At 52.6% G+C, this 21,033-nt stretch carries 21 protein-coding genes; 4 read left to right on the plus strand and 17 right to left on the minus strand.

What is annotated here, in order from left to right; all coding sequences use genetic code 11:
• Nucleotides 1-123: 123 nt before the first annotated feature.
• From tcyN to KGP24_RS14485, 15 genes are all read right to left on the minus strand, one after another.
• Nucleotides 124-876 (minus strand): L-cystine ABC transporter ATP-binding protein TcyN, encoded by a 753-nt coding sequence (tcyN, locus tag KGP24_RS14415; protein ID WP_223560889.1) that lies wholly within the window; start codon nucleotides 874-876, stop codon nucleotides 124-126.
• Entirely contained in the window at nucleotides 873-1,541 is a 669-nt protein-coding gene (gene tcyL / locus KGP24_RS14420; protein WP_028019576.1) for a cystine ABC transporter permease, read from the minus strand. The genes tcyN and tcyL overlap by 4 nt, the downstream gene beginning before the upstream one ends.
• Before the next feature lie 21 nt (nucleotides 1,542-1,562).
• Nucleotides 1,563-2,549 carry a D-cysteine desulfhydrase gene (gene dcyD / locus KGP24_RS14425; protein WP_223560890.1) on the minus strand — a complete coding sequence of 329 codons (987 nt, stop codon included), beginning with the start codon at nucleotides 2,547-2,549 and terminating at the stop codon, nucleotides 1,563-1,565.
• A 106-nt stretch (nucleotides 2,550-2,655) separates the two neighbouring features.
• Entirely contained in the window at nucleotides 2,656-3,456 is an 801-nt protein-coding gene (tcyJ, locus tag KGP24_RS14430) for a cystine ABC transporter substrate-binding protein (protein ID WP_182383773.1), read from the minus strand.
• Nucleotides 3,457-3,542: 86 nt separating this feature from the next.
• Nucleotides 3,543-4,094 (minus strand): flagella biosynthesis regulatory protein FliZ, encoded by a 552-nt coding sequence (gene fliZ, locus KGP24_RS14435; protein ID WP_008500339.1) that lies wholly within the window; start codon nucleotides 4,092-4,094, stop codon nucleotides 3,543-3,545.
• Between the two features lie 54 nt (nucleotides 4,095-4,148).
• Nucleotides 4,149-4,868, minus strand: coding sequence for an RNA polymerase sigma factor FliA (locus KGP24_RS14440; RefSeq protein WP_014170714.1), 720 nt, complete (start codon nucleotides 4,866-4,868; stop codon nucleotides 4,149-4,151).
• Nucleotides 4,869-5,016: 148 nt separating this feature from the next.
• Nucleotides 5,017-5,754, minus strand: a complete 738-nt coding sequence (locus tag KGP24_RS14445) for a class I SAM-dependent methyltransferase (RefSeq protein ID WP_223560891.1) — start codon at nucleotides 5,752-5,754, stop codon at nucleotides 5,017-5,019.
• A complete protein-coding gene (locus KGP24_RS14450; protein ID WP_223560892.1) occupies nucleotides 5,751-6,203 on the minus strand; it encodes a GNAT family N-acetyltransferase in 453 nt (150 codons plus the stop codon). The genes KGP24_RS14445 and KGP24_RS14450 overlap by 4 nt, the downstream gene beginning before the upstream one ends.
• On the minus strand, nucleotides 6,200-7,165 hold the full coding sequence (locus KGP24_RS14455; RefSeq protein WP_223560893.1) for a hypothetical protein: 966 nt from the start codon (nucleotides 7,163-7,165) through the stop codon (nucleotides 6,200-6,202). Before KGP24_RS14455 ends, KGP24_RS14450 begins: the two co-directional genes overlap by 4 nt.
• Nucleotides 7,159-8,121, minus strand: coding sequence for a glycosylase (locus KGP24_RS14460; RefSeq protein WP_223560894.1), 963 nt, complete (start codon nucleotides 8,119-8,121; stop codon nucleotides 7,159-7,161). Before KGP24_RS14460 ends, KGP24_RS14455 begins: the two co-directional genes overlap by 7 nt.
• A gap of 1 nt (nucleotide 8,122) precedes the next feature.
• Nucleotides 8,123-8,821, minus strand: a complete 699-nt coding sequence (locus KGP24_RS14465) for a WbqC family protein (RefSeq protein WP_223560895.1) — start codon at nucleotides 8,819-8,821, stop codon at nucleotides 8,123-8,125.
• 12 nt (nucleotides 8,822-8,833) lie between these two features.
• Nucleotides 8,834-9,988, minus strand: coding sequence for a DegT/DnrJ/EryC1/StrS family aminotransferase (locus tag KGP24_RS14470; protein WP_223560896.1), 1,155 nt, complete (start codon nucleotides 9,986-9,988; stop codon nucleotides 8,834-8,836).
• 3 nt (nucleotides 9,989-9,991) lie between these two features.
• A complete protein-coding gene (locus tag KGP24_RS14475) occupies nucleotides 9,992-13,327 on the minus strand; it encodes a methyltransferase domain-containing protein (protein ID WP_223560897.1) in 3,336 nt (1,111 codons plus the stop codon).
• 27 nt (nucleotides 13,328-13,354) lie between these two features.
• Nucleotides 13,355-14,773 carry a hypothetical protein gene (locus tag KGP24_RS14480; protein WP_223560898.1) on the minus strand — a complete coding sequence of 473 codons (1,419 nt, stop codon included), beginning with the start codon at nucleotides 14,771-14,773 and terminating at the stop codon, nucleotides 13,355-13,357.
• Between the two features lie 164 nt (nucleotides 14,774-14,937).
• Nucleotides 14,938-15,774, minus strand: coding sequence for a flagellin (locus KGP24_RS14485; protein WP_282454298.1), 837 nt, complete (start codon nucleotides 15,772-15,774; stop codon nucleotides 14,938-14,940).
• 380 nt (nucleotides 15,775-16,154) lie between these two features.
• On the opposite strand from KGP24_RS14485, the gene fliD reads away from it, so the two are divergent.
• From fliD to amyA, 4 genes are read left to right on the plus strand one after another with little or no spacing between them, the layout of a single operon-like run.
• Nucleotides 16,155-17,606: a flagellar filament capping protein FliD gene (gene fliD / locus KGP24_RS14490; RefSeq protein WP_223560899.1), complete on the plus strand. Its 1,452-nt coding sequence runs from the start codon at nucleotides 16,155-16,157 to the stop codon at nucleotides 17,604-17,606.
• A 15-nt stretch (nucleotides 17,607-17,621) separates the two neighbouring features.
• Nucleotides 17,622-18,032 carry a flagellar export chaperone FliS gene (fliS, locus tag KGP24_RS14495; protein WP_223560900.1) on the plus strand — a complete coding sequence of 137 codons (411 nt, stop codon included), beginning with the start codon at nucleotides 17,622-17,624 and terminating at the stop codon, nucleotides 18,030-18,032.
• Nucleotides 18,032-18,406, plus strand: a complete 375-nt coding sequence (gene fliT / locus KGP24_RS14500; protein WP_223560901.1) for a flagella biosynthesis regulatory protein FliT — start codon at nucleotides 18,032-18,034, stop codon at nucleotides 18,404-18,406. The genes fliS and fliT overlap by 1 nt, the downstream gene beginning before the upstream one ends.
• A gap of 52 nt (nucleotides 18,407-18,458) precedes the next feature.
• Entirely contained in the window at nucleotides 18,459-19,946 is a 1,488-nt protein-coding gene (amyA, locus tag KGP24_RS14505) for an alpha-amylase (protein ID WP_223563511.1), read from the plus strand.
• A 102-nt stretch (nucleotides 19,947-20,048) separates the two neighbouring features.
• On the opposite strand, the gene yedD is transcribed toward amyA, so the two are convergent.
• Both yedD and fliE read right to left on the minus strand, forming a co-directional pair.
• A complete protein-coding gene (gene yedD, locus KGP24_RS14510; protein ID WP_223563512.1) occupies nucleotides 20,049-20,462 on the minus strand; it encodes a lipoprotein YedD in 414 nt (137 codons plus the stop codon).
• Nucleotides 20,463-20,536: 74 nt separating this feature from the next.
• Nucleotides 20,537-20,851: a flagellar hook-basal body complex protein FliE gene (gene fliE / locus KGP24_RS14515; protein ID WP_008500329.1), complete on the minus strand. Its 315-nt coding sequence runs from the start codon at nucleotides 20,849-20,851 to the stop codon at nucleotides 20,537-20,539.
• Nucleotides 20,852-21,033: the final 182 nt, after the last annotated feature.

Raw genomic sequence — 21,033 nt, forward strand, 5'->3', positions numbered from 1 at the left:
GCACAATTAACTTTACTATCGATAAGGTTTGTCCGAGCCGGATGGAATAAAAAAAAGCCCCCCGCACAAAGGGTGAATAATTTGCTCCAGGATTTATTCCTGGAGCAAAAGAGTGCAAAAATGTTACTGCATAAGGAATTTTTCAAGGAACTGACGGGTTCGCGGCTGTTGAGGGTTGGCGAATAGGCTTTTCGCTGGCCCCTGCTCCACAATCCGTCCCTGATCCATGAAGATAGCTCTGTCAGCAACATCGCGCGCAAAGCTCATTTCATGAGTCACGATCACCATCGTACGTTTCTCTTGTGCCAGCTGGCGAATGGTGCTCAGCACCTCGCCCACCAGTTCCGGATCGAGCGCAGAGGTCGGTTCATCAAAAAGGATCACGTCCGGGCGCATCGCCAGCGCACGTGCTATCGCCACGCGCTGCTGTTGCCCGCCAGACAGGCGACGCGGATAGCTGGTCTCTTTTCCCGCCAGACCGACTTTAGCAAGCAGTTCGCGAGCCCGCGCCGTCGCTTCCTCTTTCGGCTCACCTTTAACGATAACCGGCCCTTCGATAATGTTCTCCAGCACCGTACGGTGCGGGAAAAGATTGAAGTTCTGGAAAACAAAGCCGACATGCTGGCGCAGGCGGCGAATTAACCCTTTCTGCTGGCTTATGGATTTACCGGTATCAATCGTGATCTCCCCTACCCGAATGGTGCCGCCTTCCGGCTGTTCAAGCAGGTTAATGCTGCGCAGCAGCGTCGTCTTTCCCGAACCGCTCGGTCCGATAATCGCCACCACTTCGCCTTGCTCGACTTCCAGATCGATCCCGTGGAGCACCGTTTGACCGTGGAATTTTTTCACCAGGTTTTTGACGTCGATTGCACTCATTTTGGATCACGCTCCTGGCGGTTAAGCTGGTTTTCGAAATAGTTTTGCAGAGCAGACAGCACCGTCGCCATCACCCAGTAAATCAGCGATGCGGCGAGATACATGGTAAAGACTTCGAGCGTGCGGGAGGTGATAAGCTGTGCCTGGCGGAAAAGCTCCGGAACCTGAATCGTTGCCGCCAGAGAGGTATCTTTCACCAGGCTGATGAAGCTGTTGCTAAGCGGTGGTAGCGCAACGCGTGCCGCCTGCGGCAGAATGGCCCGGCGCAATGTTTGCCATGGCGTCATCCCGATGCTGGCCGCCGCCTCCCACTGGCCTTTATCAATGGAGGAGATGGCCGCACGCAGGGTTTCTGAAGTGTACGCCGCGGTATTGAGCGACAGGCCAATCATCGCGGCCGGGATCGGATCCAGCTCGATACCAAACTGCGGTAAGCCGTAGTAGATCATAAAGAGCTGAGCGATAAGCGGCGTACCGCGAAACACGGAGATATAAAAGCGCGCCAGCCAACGCACCGGTAAAACCGGTGACATGCGCATTAAGGCCAGCACAAAGCCCAGCACCAGCCCAAAGAACATCCCGCCAATACTGAGCTGTAACGTAAATACCGCACCTTTCAGCAGATACGGCAGAGAATCAATAACCAGTTGAATACTTTCTTGCATTATTATTTTTCGACCTGATTTTTAGACATGAGGATGGTAGGCAAACAGCGCAGGCGCTCCGCCGGTATGGACAAATAAAATCGGCCCTTCATCCTTAAAGCGTTTTTGCGCAATGCCGTCGATCAGTCCGGCCATCGCTTTGCCGGTATAGACCGGATCGAGCAGTATGCCCTCGAGGCGCGCCAGTAGTTTCACCGCTTCCATTCCCTCTTCGTTCGGCGTGCCGTAACCCGGCGCAAAATAGTCATCCCAGAGCAGAATATCGGCCTTTGCCTTTAGCTCAAGCTGCGCGGCTACCGCCTGCTGTAAAGTGACCACTTTCGGCTTCTGATCCGCGACGCTGCGGGAGACCGTCACGCCAATCAGCTCGACGTCCGGCAGCAGTTGCTCCAGCCCCACCGCCAGCCCTGCATGCGTGCCCGCACTGCCGGACGCGACAACCACGGAAGAGAGACTCACCGCGCCCTCGCACTGCTGTGCGATTTCCAGCGCACTTTCCACATACCCCAGCGCGCCAAGCGCACTCGAACCACCAACGGGGATAACGTAGGGGCGGAACCCCTGCGCTTCCAGACGCGTCGCCAGCTCATCAAGCTGGGCGGTCGGGTCGGTCAGCGCGTCAACCATCTCAACCTGCACGTTGAACAGATCCAGCAGCAGGCGGTTACCGTTGGTCAGATAATTTTCAGCCCGCGTGCCAATCGGGTTTTCCAGCAATGCCACGCAGTGGAGCCCGAGTTTCGCCGCCACTGCCGCCGTCTGACGAACGTGGTTGGACTGGATAGCCCCGGCAGTAATGAGCGTATCCGCGCCTTCGCGCAGTGCGTCAGCCGCCAGAAACTCCAGCTTGCGCAGCTTGTTGCCCCCCATCGCCATCGGCGTCACGTCATCACGCTTAATAAAAATATCGCGCCCTAAATAATCAGAAAATCGCGGCAGGTACTCCAGCGGCGTCGGCGCGCCGATAAACTCCAGGCGGGGAAAGCGCGTTAAATTCTGTAGTGACATGGGTTCTCCGGTAACTCTGACAAAATGTGATATTTTTCATTATGCACGCAGACGCGAAAGAAATAAAAAAGGCGCTTTTAAAAGCGCCTTTTTTTACGGCAGAAACTTATTTTGTGACGTCTGCTCCGAACCACTTCTCGGAGAGCGCTTTCAGGCTGCCGTCTTTTTGCATGTCAGCAATCGCGGAATCAATCGCTTTTACCAGGTCTTCGTTGCCCTTACGAACGGCCACGCCGGATTCCTGACGAGAGAACGCATCACCCGCTACGGCCAGGGTATTGTTGGTTTTCTTAACCAGATCCAGCGCTGCCAGGCGGTCGACCAGAATGGCGTCGATACGGCCCACGCGCAGATCCTGGTATTTCGTCGGGTCATCATCATAGGTGCGGATATCAACGCCCTGCACGTTCTGGCGCAGCCACTCTTCGTAGTTGGTACCCAGACCGACACCGACTTTTTTACCTTTCAGATCCGCGGCAGTTTTAATTCCGTCTTCATTGCCTTTCTTCACCAGCGCCTGAATACCGGACACGGTGTACGGCGTAGAGAAGTCATATTTCTTCTTACGCTCGTCAGAAATGGTCACCTGATTGATCACCACATCAATACGTTTGGAATCCAGCGACGCCAGCATACCGTCCCATTTGGTCGGTTTCAGTGACGCTTTCACGCCGAGGTGCTTCGCCAGCTCTTCAGCAAACTCCACTTCAAAACCGGTCAGCTTACCGTCATCGCCCTGGAAGCTGAACGGAGGATAGGTTCCTTCCAGCCCGACCAGCAGCGTACCGCGCTCTTTTACTTTATTCAGCAGGTTTTCTGCGGCGAACGTTTTCACGCTCATGCCCGCAACCAGCGCAACGGCCATAACACCCATCAGCGCCTGACGACCCAGAAGTGCAAATTTCATAAATACCCCGATATAGTGGAATTTTTACGTAGTGTAGAGAAATCGCCTGCAACGTCAAAGGCGACTGCGCTACATCTTATTCTTTTTTAATATATATCAGAAGTTGTTCCGGCGTGGGCTTTCTGCTTTATGGCACCCGGCATTTGTACCTTGTATTGCGCATACTTGCGCAGCGCAATTCGGTAGTTGTTGGTGCTGGTCGCAGGCAGCCACGGCTCCAGATTTTCATCCAGATAACCGGTTTTCAGCAGATCGCGAGAAATATTGTTTACGGTCAGATGCTGCCCAAGTCGACGCAGGCGAACGACATATTCGCGAACGGTGCCGTGGCTCATCTCCGTTTGTTCAAACAGGAACTGCTTGAAGCCGATAATATCGAAGAAGTCGCTTTGCTCTTTGCAGTGGAGATCGCCACAGAAACGGCAAAGCGCTACCCACTCTTTTTGCTCTTCGAGCCATGCTGCTTCGTCCATCAATGTGTCGAGGCGCGAAATCGCAATTTTATTGACGATTTCGCCGCGACGAACCAGCGTGATACGATCGAGTAACTTGTTACAGTGGGCGCAATGCGTCTGACTGTGTTTAAAGTCTTTCAGGTAGCGGCTTAAAGGCCGTCTTTTAGATTGCTGCACCGTCATGATAACTCCTGGTTGTCAATACGTTGTGCGGCATTTCCCAGGTGAATCAATCACCTATAACTTACCCAGCTTGGTTCGTAAGCGTTTAATGGCCTGGCTGTGCAGCTGGCTCACCCGCGACTCTCCCACCTCCAGAACAGCGCCAATCTCTTTAAGGTTTAGCTCTTCCTGGTAATAAAGGGTCAACACCAGCTGTTCGCGTTCTGGTAAAGCTTCAATCGCTTCCATTACGCGCTGGCGTAAATTCCCTTCCATTAAATGGTGTAACGGGTTTTCCTGCTGGTGCTCATCCGTCACCAGCTCGATGCTATCGCCATGCTCTTCGCGCCACTCGTCGTAAGAGAAGAGTTGGCTATTATTGGTATCGAGCAACATCTGACGATACTCTTCAACAGCAATGCCAAGACGTTCCGCCACTTCGGTTTCCGTTGCGTTACGTCCCAGTTCCTGTTCCAGCTGCCCCATCGCATGCGCCACTTCGCGCGCGTTGCGGCGAACACTGCGCGGCACCCAGTCACGGCTGCGCAGCTCGTCCAGCATCGCACCACGAATACGCTGAACTGCGTAAGTCGTAAATGCCGTTCCTTGCAGAGCGTCGTATCGGTCAACTGCATTCAATAACCCGATACCGCCCGCCTGTAGCAGATCGTCGAGTTCCACGCTCGCCGGCAAGCGCACCTGGAGGCGCAATGCTTCGTGACGCACCAGCGGGACATAACGCTGCCACAGCGAGTGTTTATCCATTACACCTTCAGCGGTATAGAGTGAATTCACGATAAACAGCCCTGCGTTAGTTGAGTTATCGGCATGATTATCCGATTCTGCAGGGCGTTCAATTGGATGAATAGTGGGTAAAATGAGGGGTTATTTGGGGGTTACGGATGCATTTCGACATAACATGCATCCTTCAGTAAGAATAAAGTCAGCCTTTTTTGCACAGCAAAAATATGCTTGAACATAAATCCGGGTATTGATGGCCTAACTCGTAGCATCCCTCAAGATATTGCTTAGAGATGATATCGGTCTGTAAAAGTTTGTCCCACTGGAAATTAGCGAGCGCCTTGAAGAAAATACCCGTTCGATAAACAACATTTAGGCCGGCAAGACGGGCCTCACTCTCAAGCGTATCCAGGGAATAAGTGCAGCGATGACCGTGGAGATATTCAGCCTCCGTCACCGCACTATTATGCGAGATTAACCCCATTTTAACGGCAATCTGCCGGGAGGCCGCATGTGCATTAGGACAGACCAGAAAGAGATATCCGTCATCCGTTAGCCATTCATCATTAATGCGTTTTAAGAGTTTAACGGGATCGTCGATATGTTCCAGCACGTGCGTAAGGACAATATTGTCATAGCGTTCCGGCAGTACAACATCCTCAAAGCGGGAATGAACAAACGATATATGTTTACCCAGACGCTCGCTAGCGATAGCCATCGCCTCTGCCGAGGCTTCCACGCAGGTGATGGCATCGAATTTTTCAGCAAGGCGTGCCGTAAAATCACCTTTAAAACTCCCAAGCTCAAGTAAATTACCCGGTTTAAAGAAAGGAGTGAACGCACGAATCATAAAAGGATGCATCACATCAAAATCGAAATTATAGGCATACTGATGATCGGATGTATCTTTGATTTCCTGATTATAATCACGAAGAGTCATGTTGTTTTCTCACTATGCAAGGTCATGGTTTTCTTTGAACCGTTTGAAACGCCGAAGGTAAACCCATGCTTTAGATATAAACGTTGCGCCGACGCATTATTCTCATCGACTTCAAGATTAATTTCAGCCACACCCAGGCGCTGTAAATGTTCAATGCATTGAATCAATAGCTGGCTGCCAAGGCCGCATTGCTGCGCGTCAGGCAAAACGGAAACATTGGTAATAAATCCCAGTTGACGCTGCGCGTTATAATAAGCTGCAACCAGCCCTGTGAGCGTGTTGTTATGCCAGGCTTCTACTCGCCATGCGCGATCCACTATTTTTTGGGCATAGTCCTCTAACGCAATGACGGCGGTAATTGAGGCAATAAAAAACGGGTCACATTGTTTAAAATGGACGACGATCTCCTCCGGAGTAGCGCGATTACGACAAAACGCCCAGCGATTCATATCACCAGTTCCGCAAGGCCAAAGCCGGCTTTGCCAAATGCATTACCGTTATAGAGCAAATAGACTTTATCATCGCAGCGGAAAAGATGTGGATAGCACTGCATTTCGCTGTCCCAGTCATCCCCGGACACCAGCGAGGCCATCTGGCTGTCGTCACGATGCCAGTGCTGTAAATCATCAGACCAGGCATAGCCCAGACGATAACCGCGCCCCTGCCCGGTGCGGAAATCGAAACACTCCCGGAAGCAAAAGACCATATGATACCGACCATTTATTTCAATCACCGTCGGCAGCGCCTGGCATTCGTCATCTCCCAGAACAGAAGGGATAATTTGCCTGCTGTCACGCTGCCAGTTTATGCCATCGTTTGATACCGCATGGGCAATTTTATAGATGCGATCCGGTACCGAATCGGGCGTGCGCTTTTTCCAGCCCGTGCCAAAGATGTACCACATATGGAAACTTTCACGGGTATAGATAACAAACGCGTCCCCCACCAGATGCGGCTCGTGCAGCGAGGGCCCCATTACAGGGCCAGTGCCGACGCGAGTGAAGTGTTCGCCATTGTCCGTGCTGACCGCAAGACCTATTGCCGTATCAACCGAGACCGAAACGCGACGATTCCAGCCCGTTGTCCAGGCCAGGATTTTACCTTCGTGACGCAGGACGTTGCAGGGGAAAATACCGTGTTCATCGAATGTGCCCAGCTCAGCAGGCGCGATCACCGGCTCGGGGCTGACCCGAAGCACTGCCTGCAGAGATTTATCCATATCCACATAGCAGACCCGGCTTATAAACTTTGCTGAATTTTCCTCCCGCTCGCGCGTGGAAAAATAAATGCGAACAAAATCATCAAAAACCAGCGCCTGCGGAGACTGGGCAAAACCGACCCCTTTAACCAGAGGAGGAAACTGTGACGGCGAATAGATAAGCCCATGCTTATGCCAGTTCAGGGTTAACATAATTTGCCCTCAAGTTCTGCCAGTCCAAAGCCGTAGCGCCCTACCTGATCCCCCAGATAAGCCATATAAATCTTGCCATCCAGTTCGAAGACGTGCGGGTAGCTGATCATTTCTGCATCCCATCCGGAAGCAGAAACATCAATACCTGCTTTGCTATCATCCCGATGCCACGCGATCATATCCAGGCTCCATGCGTAGCCAATGCGGTAACCGTTCTGTTTTCCGCGGTAATGGGTGCTGTAGCGGTAGCAAAAAAACATGTGGTATTTGCCGTTGGCGTAAAAGACATCCGGACTGGCCTGCGCCTCGTCCTCTTCTATACGGCTGGGGATCAGATCTTTATTCAGCTTCGTCCAGTTGATGCCATCCTCAGATGTCGCCATGCGAATCTTGTAGACCGGTTCAGCGCGGCCATCCACCCACTTCCATTTGCGCCCGGCAATATAAAAAAGCTGCCATTGGTTATTGAATCTGCGAATTTTAGGCCCACTCATCACGAACGGTTCATCCGGAGAATAACCAATTGCCGGCCCAGGCCCCGCTTTAACGAAGGTCTCCCCCTGGTCATGGCTTACCGCCATGCCTATTGCCACGTTGAAGGGCACGGACTCACATCGCGTCCAGCCTGCATACCAGGCCTTTACCACATCGTTATCGCGCATCACGGAGACGGGATAGGTACCAAACTCGTCAAATTCTCCGTATCCGCCCAGCGGGAGAATAGGTTCGCGGGCAAAGCCTAATACGTTGAAGAGGTCATCACGGGCCAAATCTACCCAGGCGGAGTAGCTGACATATTTCCCCTGTTCATCGGCAGGCGGGCGGCAGGAGAAATAGACGCGCACGAAATCATCAAAGATCAGCGTCGCGGGGGCCTGCGCAAACTCTTTAAGCCATGGGAGATGGGTCACCTCCTGCGGGGTAAAGACCTTCCCCAATTTTTTCCATGTAAACATATTAAATTAACTCATAACCACGTTGCAGGCGACGAACTACCTCATCGCGAGGGTTAAACATCATGACGTCAATAATCGACAGCCAGGGGATAAACTCTGCGTCAGAATGCGGGTAGTGCCACGGCTGCGGCTGTATAAATTGCAGTTCAAGCCCGCGTTCGTCGAAGTCCTGCCGGGAATAGAGCGCCATACCTCCCGGGGGATTAATATACGTACGGGCGTTCATCGCCTGACAAATATCAATGACGCGATCCTGGGACTTTAAGGCGTGATTCGCCGGTAACGAAGACGAAACAATCAGCTCGCAGGATAAGCCGAAATAATCCCTCAGCCCGGTCAGCCCATGCCACAGATAATTAAAAAGGTTATCGTCCGGATTCTGAATAATGTCCTCAACTACCGGCATTACCGCGGAAAACCAGGGCGCGTGGCGGTACGCACCAACAATCTGATTGCACAGCTTATTGCGGTCAAACGCAGCCGAGAGCTGCCGCTCTCTGATATCCAGAAAGTCTGAGTCTTTTTTTAACGGCAGCGAAATTAACAACTCCGCGCCGCGAGCCTGGATACGGTTACGGTTAATCCACCCTTTTTTCGTGTACTTAATGTTGTCATACACCACGAAAGCATCCACTGCCGCCATCAGCTGGAAATAGCCACAATACGGGAAAAAATAGGGCTGCATGATCGCGAGCTTCATCGGTTTCCCTTCCTATCCATTGACGACCAGCGCAGGCTCTGCTGCACGGGAGGCATCTATAAACAAGTCCTGGATAATCTCAATGATGCGACGCTGATCGGCCACCAGCAGGCCTGGATAGATTGGCAGGCAGAGCACCGCATGAGAAATTTCGTCCGCAACCGGGAGATTCTGCACATTAGCCGTCGGGAAGTGGCGATACATCGGGAATGCGCTGATCAGCGGATAGAAATAGCGCCGGGCATAGATATTATGCTTGCGCAGCTCCGTATAGATGGCATCCCGGCTTACCGCGGAATCTGCGCGAATAAGCACCGGGAAATAGGAGTAATTCCATTCAATATTACCGGCAGGCTTAATGTACTCCAGCGCAGGGAGCGTGGAATCGAGCAGCTCAACGTAACGTTGATAGATAATTGCGCGTTCCTGCAGCGCGCTATCAATATACTTCAACTGCAAAAGCCCCATCGCCGCCTGCACTTCATTCATTTTGGCGTTAATACCCGGCGCCATCACAATGGTTTCATCGGCAAAACCAAAGTTTTTAAGGTAATCGATACGCTGTTTGGTTTTGGCGTCATGGCAAATAATGGCTCCCCCTTCGAAGGTATTAAACACCTTCGTTGCGTGGAAGCTCAGCACGGATAAATCGCCATAATTAAGGATGCTGGCGTTATCTTGCTTGACCCCGAAACAGTGGGCCGCATCGTAGATCACCTTCAGGCCATAGGTATCGGCAATTTTCTGGATGCGCTCCATGTCGCAAGGAATGCCATAGCAGTGGACCGGCATGATGGCTGTCGTTTTTGGGGTAATCAGCTCTTCAATGCGGTCCGGATCGATATTAAAGGTAACGGGGTCAATATCGGCAAAGACCGGCGTTAAATCATTCCACAGCAGGCTGTGAGAGGTGGCGACAAAGGAGTACGGCGTGGTGATCACTTCGCCGGTAATACGCAATGTCTGAAGCGCCGTCAGCAGTGCAAGCGTGCCGTTGGAGAACAGGCAGACATACTTCACGCCCAGATACGCCGCCAGCGCCTCTTCCAGCTGCTGGTGGAATTGCCCGCTGTTAGTCAAAATTTTACTTTCCCACAAGGTCTCCAGATAAGGGATAAACTCCTCAAGTGGCGGAAGAAGTGGACTGGTAACGTAGACATTTTTCATAAGTTAATCCTCAGTACCTGATACCCGGAAACTGCGAGGTGCCTCATCAGAACACCATTTTCGCCAGGCCTCACGAAGGGCCTGCTGGAAAGGAATCGCCACGTTGCTCTGGCCCTGCGGTGGGATTGTGCTCCGCATCTTCTGGCGCAGGGCGTTGAGGGTTTCCAGGCGGGTTTGCCAGCTAACGGCTTTGTCGAAATAGTCCTGCTGACTTTCCGCCACAAATTCATCCAGCCCGTAGATATGCATGATCTCCAGCCCCTGCCGCGCGGGATAGGTTGCCCCTGCCAGGGTAAGCGTCGGGACACCCATCCATATGCCATGGCTGGTGGTGGTTCCCCCGTTGTACGGGAAGGAATCAAGCAATATGTCTACCTCATGATGCATATGAAGATAGGACTCCAGCCCCGTCGTTTTACGGAAGATAAGCTGCTCATCCGATACGCCCAGCGCATTTAGCTTTTTGCGGTAGCGGGCGATCATCGCATCGTCATCCATAAAGCCAATCAGCAAACGTGACGTGGCGTTATGCAGCAGAATGCGCGCCCACAGCGCAAAGACCTGGTCATTCAATTTCTTAGGGCGGTTGAAGCTACCGTAGGTAAACCAGCCGTTCGTCAGGGCTGGCAAGGCATTGACGTCAGGGCTGCAGGCATCCGGCTCGAAGAAGTTATCGAGTGGAATCGCGATCAGCTTTTCAGTGAACTGAGCGTCTATCGCTGCATTCCTGACAAACCCGGTACTGATAATGCGGTAATCCATCTGCCGCATCCCGGTCGTGCCCGGATAGCCGAGCCAGGTGATTTGCACCGGCGCAGGCTTAAAGGCAAACGCGGGTAAACGCGTCCCGGTGGTGTGGCCTGAGAGGTCAAAAAGAATATCGATACCGTCGCTGTGGATCTGTTTTGCCAGCTCAACGTTATTGAGATGGGTAACGGATAACCACTTCGTGGAGGTGCTACGGAAGTGCTCCGTAACGGCATCATCTTTGTCCAGCGTGCTATATCCGTAGAGGGAAAACTGCTTCCGATCCATGCCGTCCCAGAACGGGCGCAGGAAGCGGCTTACGGGATGGTTACGGAAATCTCCGGAGACAAAGCCTACGCGCAGCGGCCGCTCGGGATCCTTGCTACCCTGCCACGTCAGCGACAGGTCGAATTTTTTCGCCCACGCGGCCACCAGTTCGCCATAGGCAAGATGGCGTTCGAAGAGCACGTCCGGGGAGATAGAAAAGTCGTGGGTAAGAACAAACAGCAGGCTGGTGAAGCAGTCAAAATCACCCGGCGCAAACTCGAGCGATTTCTCGAGGAAATAGCGTGCTTCCGTCAGTTTCTGATTATCACTGAGAATAATGCCCATCATCGCAAGATGAAGCGGATTCGTGGCGTTATAGCGCAAAGACTCCCTTGCGCAGCGTTCAGCCATGGCCATATTGCGACGCGTGTGATAAACCACCGCCAGCGTATTCCAGAATGACGCATTATGTTTATTTAGCCGCAGCAGCGCCTGCAGGATCCGGGCGGCATAATGCAGCTCGCCTTTTTTCTGCAACACGGTTGCCAGATCAAACCAGATATCCTGTCCGGCAGAGTAGCGGCTCATGAGCTGACAGAGTGACGATAGCGCCTCATCCCAGTCGCCCATCAGCAGGCTGGCGCGGGAAGCGCAGCGAAGCATGTGCAGATTATGGGGATCGTTCTCAATCTGTCCCGTTATGTAATCGCGCGCGTCTTTCGCCAGACCAGCGGCAATCAGGGCGTTTACGTTTTGGTAGATGAGATCGATGGCAGGATCCTGTTCAGCCCTCTCCTCTACCATTATCTGCCCGTCCGCCAGTAAACCGCCCTGTTGCGACCCGACGTTAAGCAGTAATAGCGTCTCAATGCTGCGTTTGAGGTAGTCGACATCCCCCAGACGCAGAAAACGCTGCTGTGCTTTGCGCCACGCTTGAGGGGCACCCTTCAACAGCCCTTTCGCTTTCAGTGCAGAAAAACGCTCGCTGCATCTGGCCTGATTCACATCCATGCCCGCAACCGCGAACTCTCGCTCGTCATCACTGAGGGTCACACGCTCCCCCCAGAGATTAAGCGTGACGTCTGCGCCTTGCCCCGCCGGAAGGGGTGCAATTAACGTGAGTTCACCCTCAGGCTGAACATTGTACGGCCCAGGTGAACCCGCCCAGTGCAGCCCCGGAATTTGGTTGAGAAACAGATCTTTCAGAGACTCAAGCACCTGCTGGGCGACATTTTCCTCTTTTTCGGGAAGGCGAGCGTTGAACACCAGCTGATCAAACGACAGGCTCAGCGGCCATGCGCCGCCAAGGAGATCGAGAATGTGCAGCGTCGTGTTATTTTGCGTCGAGAAAAACTTCCCTTCCGCATTGGTGTGAGCATTGACGACCTCGCCGCGATCGTTACGGCAGCGCCTGAAATCCCCAGCCCAGTGCAGCGTGTTTAACCGGGTAAAATCTAGCGCCGCCGCGTTAGCGACATCATCACGGGAAAGGAGGCTGACGCGTTCGCGACGGTTGACGGCAAAATCAAGGTATTGCTGAGCGGCTGTCGACGCCTGCCCCGATGACACCAGCGTATGCAGCTGATGAATGTGCTCGCTAACGCTCTCCCCGCTTTCGTACTGAGGAACTGCGTCCCCCACGTAGCGCAACCCGTATGAGGTGAGACTCTCGTTAAATTGATTGAACTGAGCGTAGGTCAGCGTGGCGCGTGCCATAGCGTCGAGAAGGACGGCGTCTTCAGCGCGTTCCATCGTGAGCACATGTTGTTTGATTTCGCCTTCCGGCTGGGTCAATGCCAGATAGCTGAGCATGCCCCGAGCGAACGCAACCTTCTCTTCAGGCCGATCCGCCAGACGCGCATGGAAAGCCAACGCATCCTGAACATATTCTGCCGCAGATTCTGGGGGGGTAAAGACCTGATGGAAGGCAATGATCCCCTGTGCTGAAAGGTGCCGACGACACCACTTCAGCAACGCGTCTCGCTCTGCCATGCCAGCAGGAATAAAGCTCCCGCGAATCAGAATGTAATCGAACTCTCCCGGTGACACGTTCAGCACGTCGTTAAGCCCTGCCGCAACCAGTTCGATCTGGGTGATACCCAGACGCTGCGCCTGTCGTTGCCCCTCGGCAATAGCGTTTTCGCTGAGTTCGATACCAATCCCGACACAGCCTGGCCATGCCAGAGCGGTGGATAATAACGCATCACCATGCCCACAGCCTAAATCAAGGACGCGCGCACTCGCGGGCGCCCCGGCATGGAACTGATACAGGGCAGCTGCAGCCTGTAAACCCGATAGCGTAAATCGATTATCTGGATACAACATTCAGGGAGAGTTCCGTGAGTTCAGGGGTTAACAAAAATAGGTTTGTTGCATAGCGGCTTTATAGTTCTGATACGCTTCGCCACCTGATTTTTGCGTGGTCACTGTCCAGCTGAACGTGTCGTCGGTGTAGCGAATGTCGATCAGTTTTTCCAGCGGTTCGCGATGAACCGCCATCTGCTCAACCGCAGGCAGCGCATCCAGAGAGACCGACAGTGCGACCTGGTCGAGGAACCATTCCGCGTTGCCGCGGCGTAAATTCCAGTCAATGAAGGTCGCAACAAGCGAAAGATATTTACGTGAAAGCGCGCCCGGGGACGTGTAGACAAAGCCTGCGGGAACCTGCTCCCACGGCGGTGCGCCGTTGCTGTACGAGAGGACAATCTCACTCTGCGGGAAATGTTGCTTCATATCGGCCCAGTTCTTACGAACCAGACAATCCGCATCAAGTACCATAATCGGCGCGGTGAATACGCTCAGCGCATAGCTGAGGAAAACAAAACGCCTTGAGGCGTACCAGACGTTGATACCAAAAACGGGTGCAATCTTTTCGGCCGTCGCGGAAATCACCATGCCCGGAAAACGCTGGTGCAGCGCATGAACGTGCGCCGCTGTCTCATCATCAGGGTTATAAAGATGCAGGTGGACGTTAAGCTGGCTGCCGTTGGTGTGGTAGATCGATCCTAACAGCGTCAGGGCGTGATCGAAATAATAGCGCTTGTCACAGGCGACAAGAACCGTGGTTTTTCCATTTTCTTCGGCAGGAAGAAGCCACTCGTAGTGCGAAAAATCAGGCTCGTAATCAGCCATTTTCAATGCGGAAAAATCGATGAACGATTCAGGGCAGCCACCCAGCTTATGAATTCCCATGACGATCATCATCATAGTGAAAGTATCTTCACCAATATGTTCAGGATTGGCTGTCAGCTGCTGAATAAGGGTCTGTATCTGATTAAAGTCATCTTCCATCAGACACACTAGCAGCAATATTTTCATCACGGCCGGGGATGGGTTGACCACCGCGTAGTAATTTGAAATCAGGAATAGCGCGGCTTCGATTTCGTTGATACGAAAGAAGACCTGAATACCCGCCACCAGAAGATTAATACTGTCGTCGTGCTGGATTGCCTCGACGATCCAGCCGGTAATGGTTTCGCTCAGCTCTTTCGAAAATGGCGTTGGCTTACCTTGATTTTTAAAATCAAACGCGGCGTTTGCGGCAGCAATCGCGCACAGCATGCGCTTAACGGCGAGTTCTTTATGCGCATCCAGATCGGTCGTTGCATCCATGATCTGGGGTTCGAGCGTGGAAATATCAGAATTTTTATAGTGCAGGATTTCGGTCACAATATGCGCAGGCAATGCATCCGTTTCTGGCAAAAAAATTAGCCGCGAAAATTCGTCACGGTAAAACTGATGCAGCGATCGTGTACGCTCGAACTTGTTCATCCCGATACTCTTAGTCAGATTGCGATTCTCACCCATCGTACAAGGGAATATCCGGGATAATGGAAGGAACACCCCCGGAAATAAGGGCTTATTTCGGAGATTGTCTGGCGGGCAAAAAAAAAGGTTGCTGTTTCCAGCAACCTTTTTTGAAACAGGCGCGGCGATTAACGCAGCAGGGACAGCATAGCCTGTGGAACCTGGTTTGCCTGAGACAGTACAGAAGTACCAGCCTGCTGCAGGATCTGCGCGCGAGACATGTTGGAAACTTCGGTAGCGTAGTCAGCGTCCTGGATACGGGACTGAGCAGCAGACAGGTTGTTGATAGAGTTGTTCAGGTTGTTGATGGTAGATTCGAAACGGTTCTGAATCGCACCCATGTTAGAACGCGCGGTATCAATTTTCGCGATTGCAGCATCAGCAGCAGAGATAACAGCCTGTGCAGAGGCGTTATCGGAGATTGCAGTGCTCAGGCCAGCGCTCAGAGTACCAGAGGTCGCGTTGATCAGCGCGTTGCTGTCGATGGAGATGGTGTCGTTTGCAGAAGTACCTGCACCAACCTGAATTTTCAGCGCGGTAGATACGGAACCGTCCAGCAGTTTCTTACCGTTGAAGTTAGCTGAGCCCGCGATACGGTCGATTTCAGCCAGACGCTGTTTGATTTCAGTGTTTACTGAAGTCAGGTCAGAAGAGCCGTTGGTGTCGGTAGCAGCCTGAACAGACAGCTCACGAATACGCTGTAAGTTGGTGTTGATTTCGTTCAGGTTACCTTCAGCAGTCTGAACCAGGGAGATACCGTCGTTAGCGTTACGTGCCGCCTGGGTCATACCTTTAACCTGGGAGGTCATGCGGTTAGCAATCGCCTGGCCAGCAGCGTCATCTTTCGCGCTGTTGATACGCAGACCAGAGGACAGACGCTCGATAGCAGTGCCCAGAGAAGACTGAGATTTGTTCAGGTTGTTCTGAGTGGTCAGGGACAACAGGTTAGTATTGATAACTGCCATAATTTAATTCCTTCAAAAATGGTTTCTAGGGTCGGTGCCTTAACACTCGCGGCGTCTCTCACCGTCATGAAAGTTATCGACGGGTCTGAATAAGACTTTAGAATTTTCGTCAAAAAAATATTAACCGCATGATTTTAATAAATTTATAGTTATTAACGTGTACTCAGGTCGGCATCAAAAAACCAGTTTTTGAGGAAATGTTTTCGCATTTTATTCTTCACTCGTTTTTCTTTTATATATGCCTCTCACGCGCCAATAGTGCTATATGACCGTAAGGTTGAGCGCTATTCAGTCGATAATTTTTTTACCTGAAACGTAAACTATCCGCATAAGTCGCCGATAACTACCTGAAACTACCATTGGCTAAAGGAAATAAAAAAATGGCGAGTAGCTCAATCACTCTCTCTTCAGGCGCGACTATTACGAGTCTGGGCGTCGGTTCAGGTCTGGATCTGGCAACACTGTATAACAACCTCGAAACGGCTGAAAAAACCAAGCTAAACACCATTACCAAACAGCAGACCTCTTATAATGCCCAGCTGAGCGCGTTCAGCAAGCTGCAAAGCGCCATGACGTCGCTGAATACCGCCACTGCGGCCCTGGGGAAAACGGATACCTGGAACGCGGCCTCTATTGGCTCGACCAACACCACCTTCAGCGCCACGACCACGGCCGGTGCAGCGGTAGGTTCCTATAGCGTACAGGTTAAATCACTGGCGAAAGCCCAGGTATTAACCTCTGCCGTTCAGACCAGCGCCACCGCGCAGCTGGGGGCGACCACCGGCACAACGCGCAACATTACTATTACTCAGCCAGGCACCACCAAGCCGCTGAGTGTCGATCTTGCCGACGGTGACACCAGCCTGAACGGGATTGCTAACGCGATTAACAAGGCTAACGGCAACGTCACGGCAACGGTAGTGAAGTCGAAGGACAACCAGTACACCTTAATGCTGTCCTCCAAAACTACCGGCACGGCAAACGACATGACGGTAACGGTGACCGGTGACGACACGTTAAAAGGCATTATTAGCTACGATTCCTCGACGAATACCGGCGCGATGAATCAGCAAACCGCATCAAAAAATGCCGTGGTAACCATCAACGATATCGACATTGAACGTTCTACAAACACGATTAATGATGCGCTGCCGGGCGTTACGCTGACGCTGAAGTCAGAAAGCACCAAGAGCGAGAATTTGGACGTTACCCGTTCAACCGATGCCACTAAAAAAGCCGTTACGGACTGGGTCACCGCCTATAACTCCCTTCAGTCGACCATTGCCAGTATCACTAAATATGTGAAGGTGGAAGCCGGGGCCGATCAGTCTGGCAGCAACGGTGCGCTGCTGGGTGATAACACTGTGCGTTCCGTTCAGTCGCAGCTGCGCGATATGTTAACCGTCGTTCAGTCTGGCTCTTACTCGATCATGGCTCAGCTCGGTATCACGCAGGATCCAACCGTAGGTGCCGACGGCTCAATGGGTAACCTGAAAATCGACGATGCCAAGCTGACGAAAGCGTTGACCGACAGCCCGGAAGCCGTCCAGGCCTACTTTGTAGGTGATGGTAAAACAACCGGTCTGGCCACGCAGATGGGCGCAACGCTGACCACCATGCTCAGTACGACCACCGGTAAAGAAGGGATTATCAAAAGCGCCACTGACGGCATCAACTCCACGTTGAAAACGTTAGATAAGCGCTACGACGCAATGGAAGCGAGCATCGAAGCCACGATGGCCCGTTATAAATCCCAGTTCAACAGTCTTGATACCATGATGAGTAAACTGAACAACACGGCCACCTACCTGAAACAGCAATTCAGTTCTTAGTCGTAAGGAACGTATATGTATGCACAAAATGGCGCCCGAGCTTATCAGCAGGTCGGGCTGGAAAGCGCGGTGCTAAGTGCCAGTCCGCATCAACTTGTCGTTATGCTGTTCGACGGGGCACTTAGTGCCCTTGTCCGCGCGCGTCTTTTCCTGGACGAAGGTAAAATCACCGAGAAGGGTGAAGCCTTATCGAAGGCAATTAATATCATCGATAATGGTTTAAAAGCCGGTCTGAATATGGAAATCGACAGTGAACTGCCGGGCAATCTTGCCGCGCTGTACGACTACATGGTCAGACGCTTGTTGCATGCGAATCTGCGTAATGACGTGGAGGCGATTGTCGAAGTGGAAGCGCTGCTCAATAACATTGCGGACGCGTGGAAACACATTGGTCCCAATGGTTCTTCTTCTCAGGAAATCTTTTGATGAATAATCCAGCGACCGCACTCGATAACTGGCAGGCCCTCTATAACCTCAGCCTCACCATGCTAAAACATGCTCGTTCCGGTCTCTGGGACGAGCTGATTACGCTTGAGATTACCTATGTCCAGCTGGTAGAGAACATTTCCAAAAACCCGATTTCAGAGGCTCATCCCGCGCAGATTGAGCAAGCACGCTTTTTACTCGAAAAGGCTCTGCAAAATGAGACCGAGCTAAAAACGCTGCTTGCCGCGCGCATGGAAGAACTGCGCAGCCTGATCGACCAAACCGGTAAACAGCAATCCATCACGTCTACTTATGGAAAGCTGTCAGGGAATATTCTTTATCCAGAAAGTATTACCCGCGACACACAACTATGATTTCTTCATCCATACTCCAGAAGTCTGCCAACTGGCTTCTGGAGCAAGGATGATGAAAAACCCCACCCTGTTACAATGTTTTCACTGGTATTACCCTGCTGGCGGTGAATTGTGGCGAGAGGTCACGGCGTTAGCTCCCAATCTTAACGAAATCGGCATCAACATGATCTGGCTGCCGCCCGCCTGTAAAGGGGCGTCCGGCGGGTATTCTGTCGGCTATGACACTTATGATCTGTTCGATCTTGGCGAGTTTGACCAGAAAGGCAGTATCGCCACGAAATACGGCGACAAAGCGCAGCTGCTGGAGGCCATTGATGCCCTCAAAAGCAACGACATTGCCGTGCTGCTGGACGTGGTGGTCAACCACAAAATGGGCGCCGATGAGAAGGAGGCCGTGCGCGTTCAGCGCGTGAACGAACAGGACCGCACGCAAATCGATGACGAGGTCATTGAGTGCGAAGCCTGGACTCGCTATACCTTCCCCGCCCGGGCCGGGCAGTATTCGCAGTTCGTCTGGGATTACAAATGCTTCAGCGGCGTCGACCATATTGAAAACCCCGATGAAGACGGCATCTTTAAAATCGTCAACGACTACACCGGCGAAGGCTGGAACGATCAGGTTGATGATGAGATGGGCAACTTCGATTACCTGATGGGCGAAAATATCGACTTTCGCAATCACGCCGTGACCGAGGAGATCAAATACTGGGCCCGCTGGGTCATGGACCAAACGGGCTGCGACGGTTTTCGTCTGGACGCCGTCAAGCATATTCCCGCCTGGTTTTACAAAGAGTGGATTGAGCTCGTCCAGGAGGTCGCCGACCAGCCGCTGTTTATCGTGGCGGAGTACTGGTCTCACGAGGTGGATAAACTTCAGGCCTATATTGACCAGGTCGAAGGCAAAACGATGCTGTTTGATGCCCCCCTGCAGATGAAATTCCACGAGGCGTCGCGTCAGGGCCGGGATTACGACATGAGCCAAATCTTCACCGGTACCCTGGTGGAAGCCGATCCGTTTCATGCGGTCACCCTCGTCGCGAATCATGACACCCAACCTCTGCAGGCGCTCGAAGCGCCGGTCGAGCCCTGGTTCAAACCGCTGGCCTACGCGCTGATCCTGCTGCGGGAAAATGGCGTACCGAGCGTCTTTTACCCGGATCTCTTCGGCGCCAGCTATGACGACACGGGAGGAGACGGTGAAACATACCATATTGATATGCCGGTCATTGAGCAGCTTCACGAGCTGATCCTCGCGCGCCAGCGTTTTGCCCACGGTGTGCAGACGCTCTTTTTCGACCATCCTAACTGCATCGCCTTTAGCCGCAGCGGCACGGATGACGATCCCGGCTGCGTGGTGGTGCTGTCGAACGGGGACGACGGGGAAAAAGTGATTTGTCTTGGGGAAAACTACGGCAACAAAACGTGGCGGGATTTTCTCGGCAATCGCGAAGAAACCATCACCACGGCGGCGGATGGCGAAGGGACGTTTACCTGTAATGGGGGGAGCGTGAGCGTTTGGGTAATAGAGGATGCGTTGTAGTATTTGAAGAGTGCGGCCTGATGCCCTCACCCCAGCCCTCTCCCACTGGGAGAGGGTGCAAACACCAAAAACGGCAACGAGGTTGCCGTTTTGCGTTTACCCTCAGGGTAGCTTACTCTCCAGCGGATTCTTACTCAGGTAATCCGCACACTCAACCGTTGGGCGGTCAACCTTCTGCAGCTCCAGCCCGTCATACTCCAGCGTCGAGCCATCGCGCTCCAGCGGATAGATATCGAGCTTACGCGTCACGTTGTAATAACTGTCTGAACGCAGCATGATTTTCCCCGGCACGGCAATCACGCGCAGCCACTGACGGCAGTCCAGCGTGTCGCCCTCCTCCGTCACCACCAGCGTGGCAATCGCCTTCGGGCTGACCATTTTGCTCTGCGGCCCTTTCGACTGCCAGTATCCCGCCAGATGCGCCGGGACAGGATGCTTAATCACGTCGTTGTAGTTATCGACCTGAACGCACCCGGTCAGTGCCAGCAGCGCGCCAGCAATTGCTATTTTTTTCATCATCTTTCCTGCATTCGAAGAAAAAAATATTGTGGCATTAAAGCGCTGCGGCTGCCAGCGAAGATCGCCAGGTCTTAAACCTGCATCCCCATCACCTCTTGATACGCCGACACCAGCTTGTTACGCACCTGGATCCCCATCTGCAGGGAAACCGAGGCTTTTTGCAAATCGGTCATCACATCATTCAGCGCCACGCCCGGCTCACCGAGGGTGAACTTTTCGGCCTGAGTGCGCGCTGCGGTCTGGGTATCACTGATACGGTCAAGAGCGGCATGCAGTTGCCCCGCGAAGCTGATGCTCGGCTGCTGATCTGCCACATTCTGATTACGGGCCGTCATCGCCGTTGCCTGCAGCTGACTGATTACCCCTTCAATGCCCTGTATAGCCATGACTCTCCCCTGGATGGTTTTTTACGCGGTCAAGACTAACAGCTTGTCAATAAGATAATGGCGGTAAATAGCATGAAAAAACCAGGTTATTTGACGCATAGAAAATCACGAATCATCAAATAATGGCAGGGCCATCAATATGGAACTTTTGTCGTGTTTGCCGACCCGGGAGTCAGTTTTGT

The sequence above is a fragment of the Enterobacter sp. JBIWA008 genome (genome assembly GCF_019968765.1).
Taxonomy (GTDB): domain Bacteria; phylum Pseudomonadota; class Gammaproteobacteria; order Enterobacterales; family Enterobacteriaceae; genus Enterobacter.

What these genes read in the sequence shown, in the direction of transcription:
- fliE (WP_008500329.1), bottom strand. Translation starts at nt 20,851, where the DNA reads ATGGCTATACAGGGCATTGAAGGGGTAATCAGTCAGCTGCAGGCAACG.
- fliT (WP_223560901.1), top strand. Translation starts at nt 18,032, where the DNA reads ATGAATAATCCAGCGACCGCACTCGATAACTGGCAGGCCCTCTATAAC.
- fliD (WP_223560899.1), top strand. Translation starts at nt 16,155, where the DNA reads ATGGCGAGTAGCTCAATCACTCTCTCTTCAGGCGCGACTATTACGAGT.
- KGP24_RS14475 (WP_223560897.1), bottom strand. Translation starts at nt 13,327, where the DNA reads ATGTTGTATCCAGATAATCGATTTACGCTATCGGGTTTACAGGCTGCA.
- fliS (WP_223560900.1), top strand. Translation starts at nt 17,622, where the DNA reads ATGTATGCACAAAATGGCGCCCGAGCTTATCAGCAGGTCGGGCTGGAA.
- KGP24_RS14460 (WP_223560894.1), bottom strand. Translation starts at nt 8,121, where the DNA reads ATGTTTACATGGAAAAAATTGGGGAAGGTCTTTACCCCGCAGGAGGTG.
- amyA (WP_223563511.1), top strand. Translation starts at nt 18,459, where the DNA reads ATGAAAAACCCCACCCTGTTACAATGTTTTCACTGGTATTACCCTGCT.
- KGP24_RS14485 (WP_282454298.1), bottom strand. Translation starts at nt 15,774, where the DNA reads ATGGCAGTTATCAATACTAACCTGTTGTCCCTGACCACTCAGAACAAC.
- tcyJ (WP_182383773.1), bottom strand. Translation starts at nt 3,456, where the DNA reads ATGAAATTTGCACTTCTGGGTCGTCAGGCGCTGATGGGTGTTATGGCC.
- KGP24_RS14465 (WP_223560895.1), bottom strand. Translation starts at nt 8,821, where the DNA reads ATGAAGCTCGCGATCATGCAGCCCTATTTTTTCCCGTATTGTGGCTAT.
- KGP24_RS14480 (WP_223560898.1), bottom strand. Translation starts at nt 14,773, where the DNA reads ATGAACAAGTTCGAGCGTACACGATCGCTGCATCAGTTTTACCGTGAC.
- KGP24_RS14470 (WP_223560896.1), bottom strand. Translation starts at nt 9,988, where the DNA reads ATGAAAAATGTCTACGTTACCAGTCCACTTCTTCCGCCACTTGAGGAG.
- KGP24_RS14455 (WP_223560893.1), bottom strand. Translation starts at nt 7,165, where the DNA reads ATGTTAACCCTGAACTGGCATAAGCATGGGCTTATCTATTCGCCGTCA.
- KGP24_RS14450 (WP_223560892.1), bottom strand. Translation starts at nt 6,203, where the DNA reads ATGAATCGCTGGGCGTTTTGTCGTAATCGCGCTACTCCGGAGGAGATC.
- tcyL (WP_028019576.1), bottom strand. Translation starts at nt 1,541, where the DNA reads ATGCAAGAAAGTATTCAACTGGTTATTGATTCTCTGCCGTATCTGCTG.
- fliZ (WP_008500339.1), bottom strand. Translation starts at nt 4,094, where the DNA reads ATGACGGTGCAGCAATCTAAAAGACGGCCTTTAAGCCGCTACCTGAAA.
- tcyN (WP_223560889.1), bottom strand. Translation starts at nt 876, where the DNA reads ATGAGTGCAATCGACGTCAAAAACCTGGTGAAAAAATTCCACGGTCAA.
- yedD (WP_223563512.1), bottom strand. Translation starts at nt 20,462, where the DNA reads ATGAAAAAAATAGCAATTGCTGGCGCGCTGCTGGCACTGACCGGGTGC.
- dcyD (WP_223560890.1), bottom strand. Translation starts at nt 2,549, where the DNA reads ATGTCACTACAGAATTTAACGCGCTTTCCCCGCCTGGAGTTTATCGGC.
- KGP24_RS14445 (WP_223560891.1), bottom strand. Translation starts at nt 5,754, where the DNA reads ATGACTCTTCGTGATTATAATCAGGAAATCAAAGATACATCCGATCAT.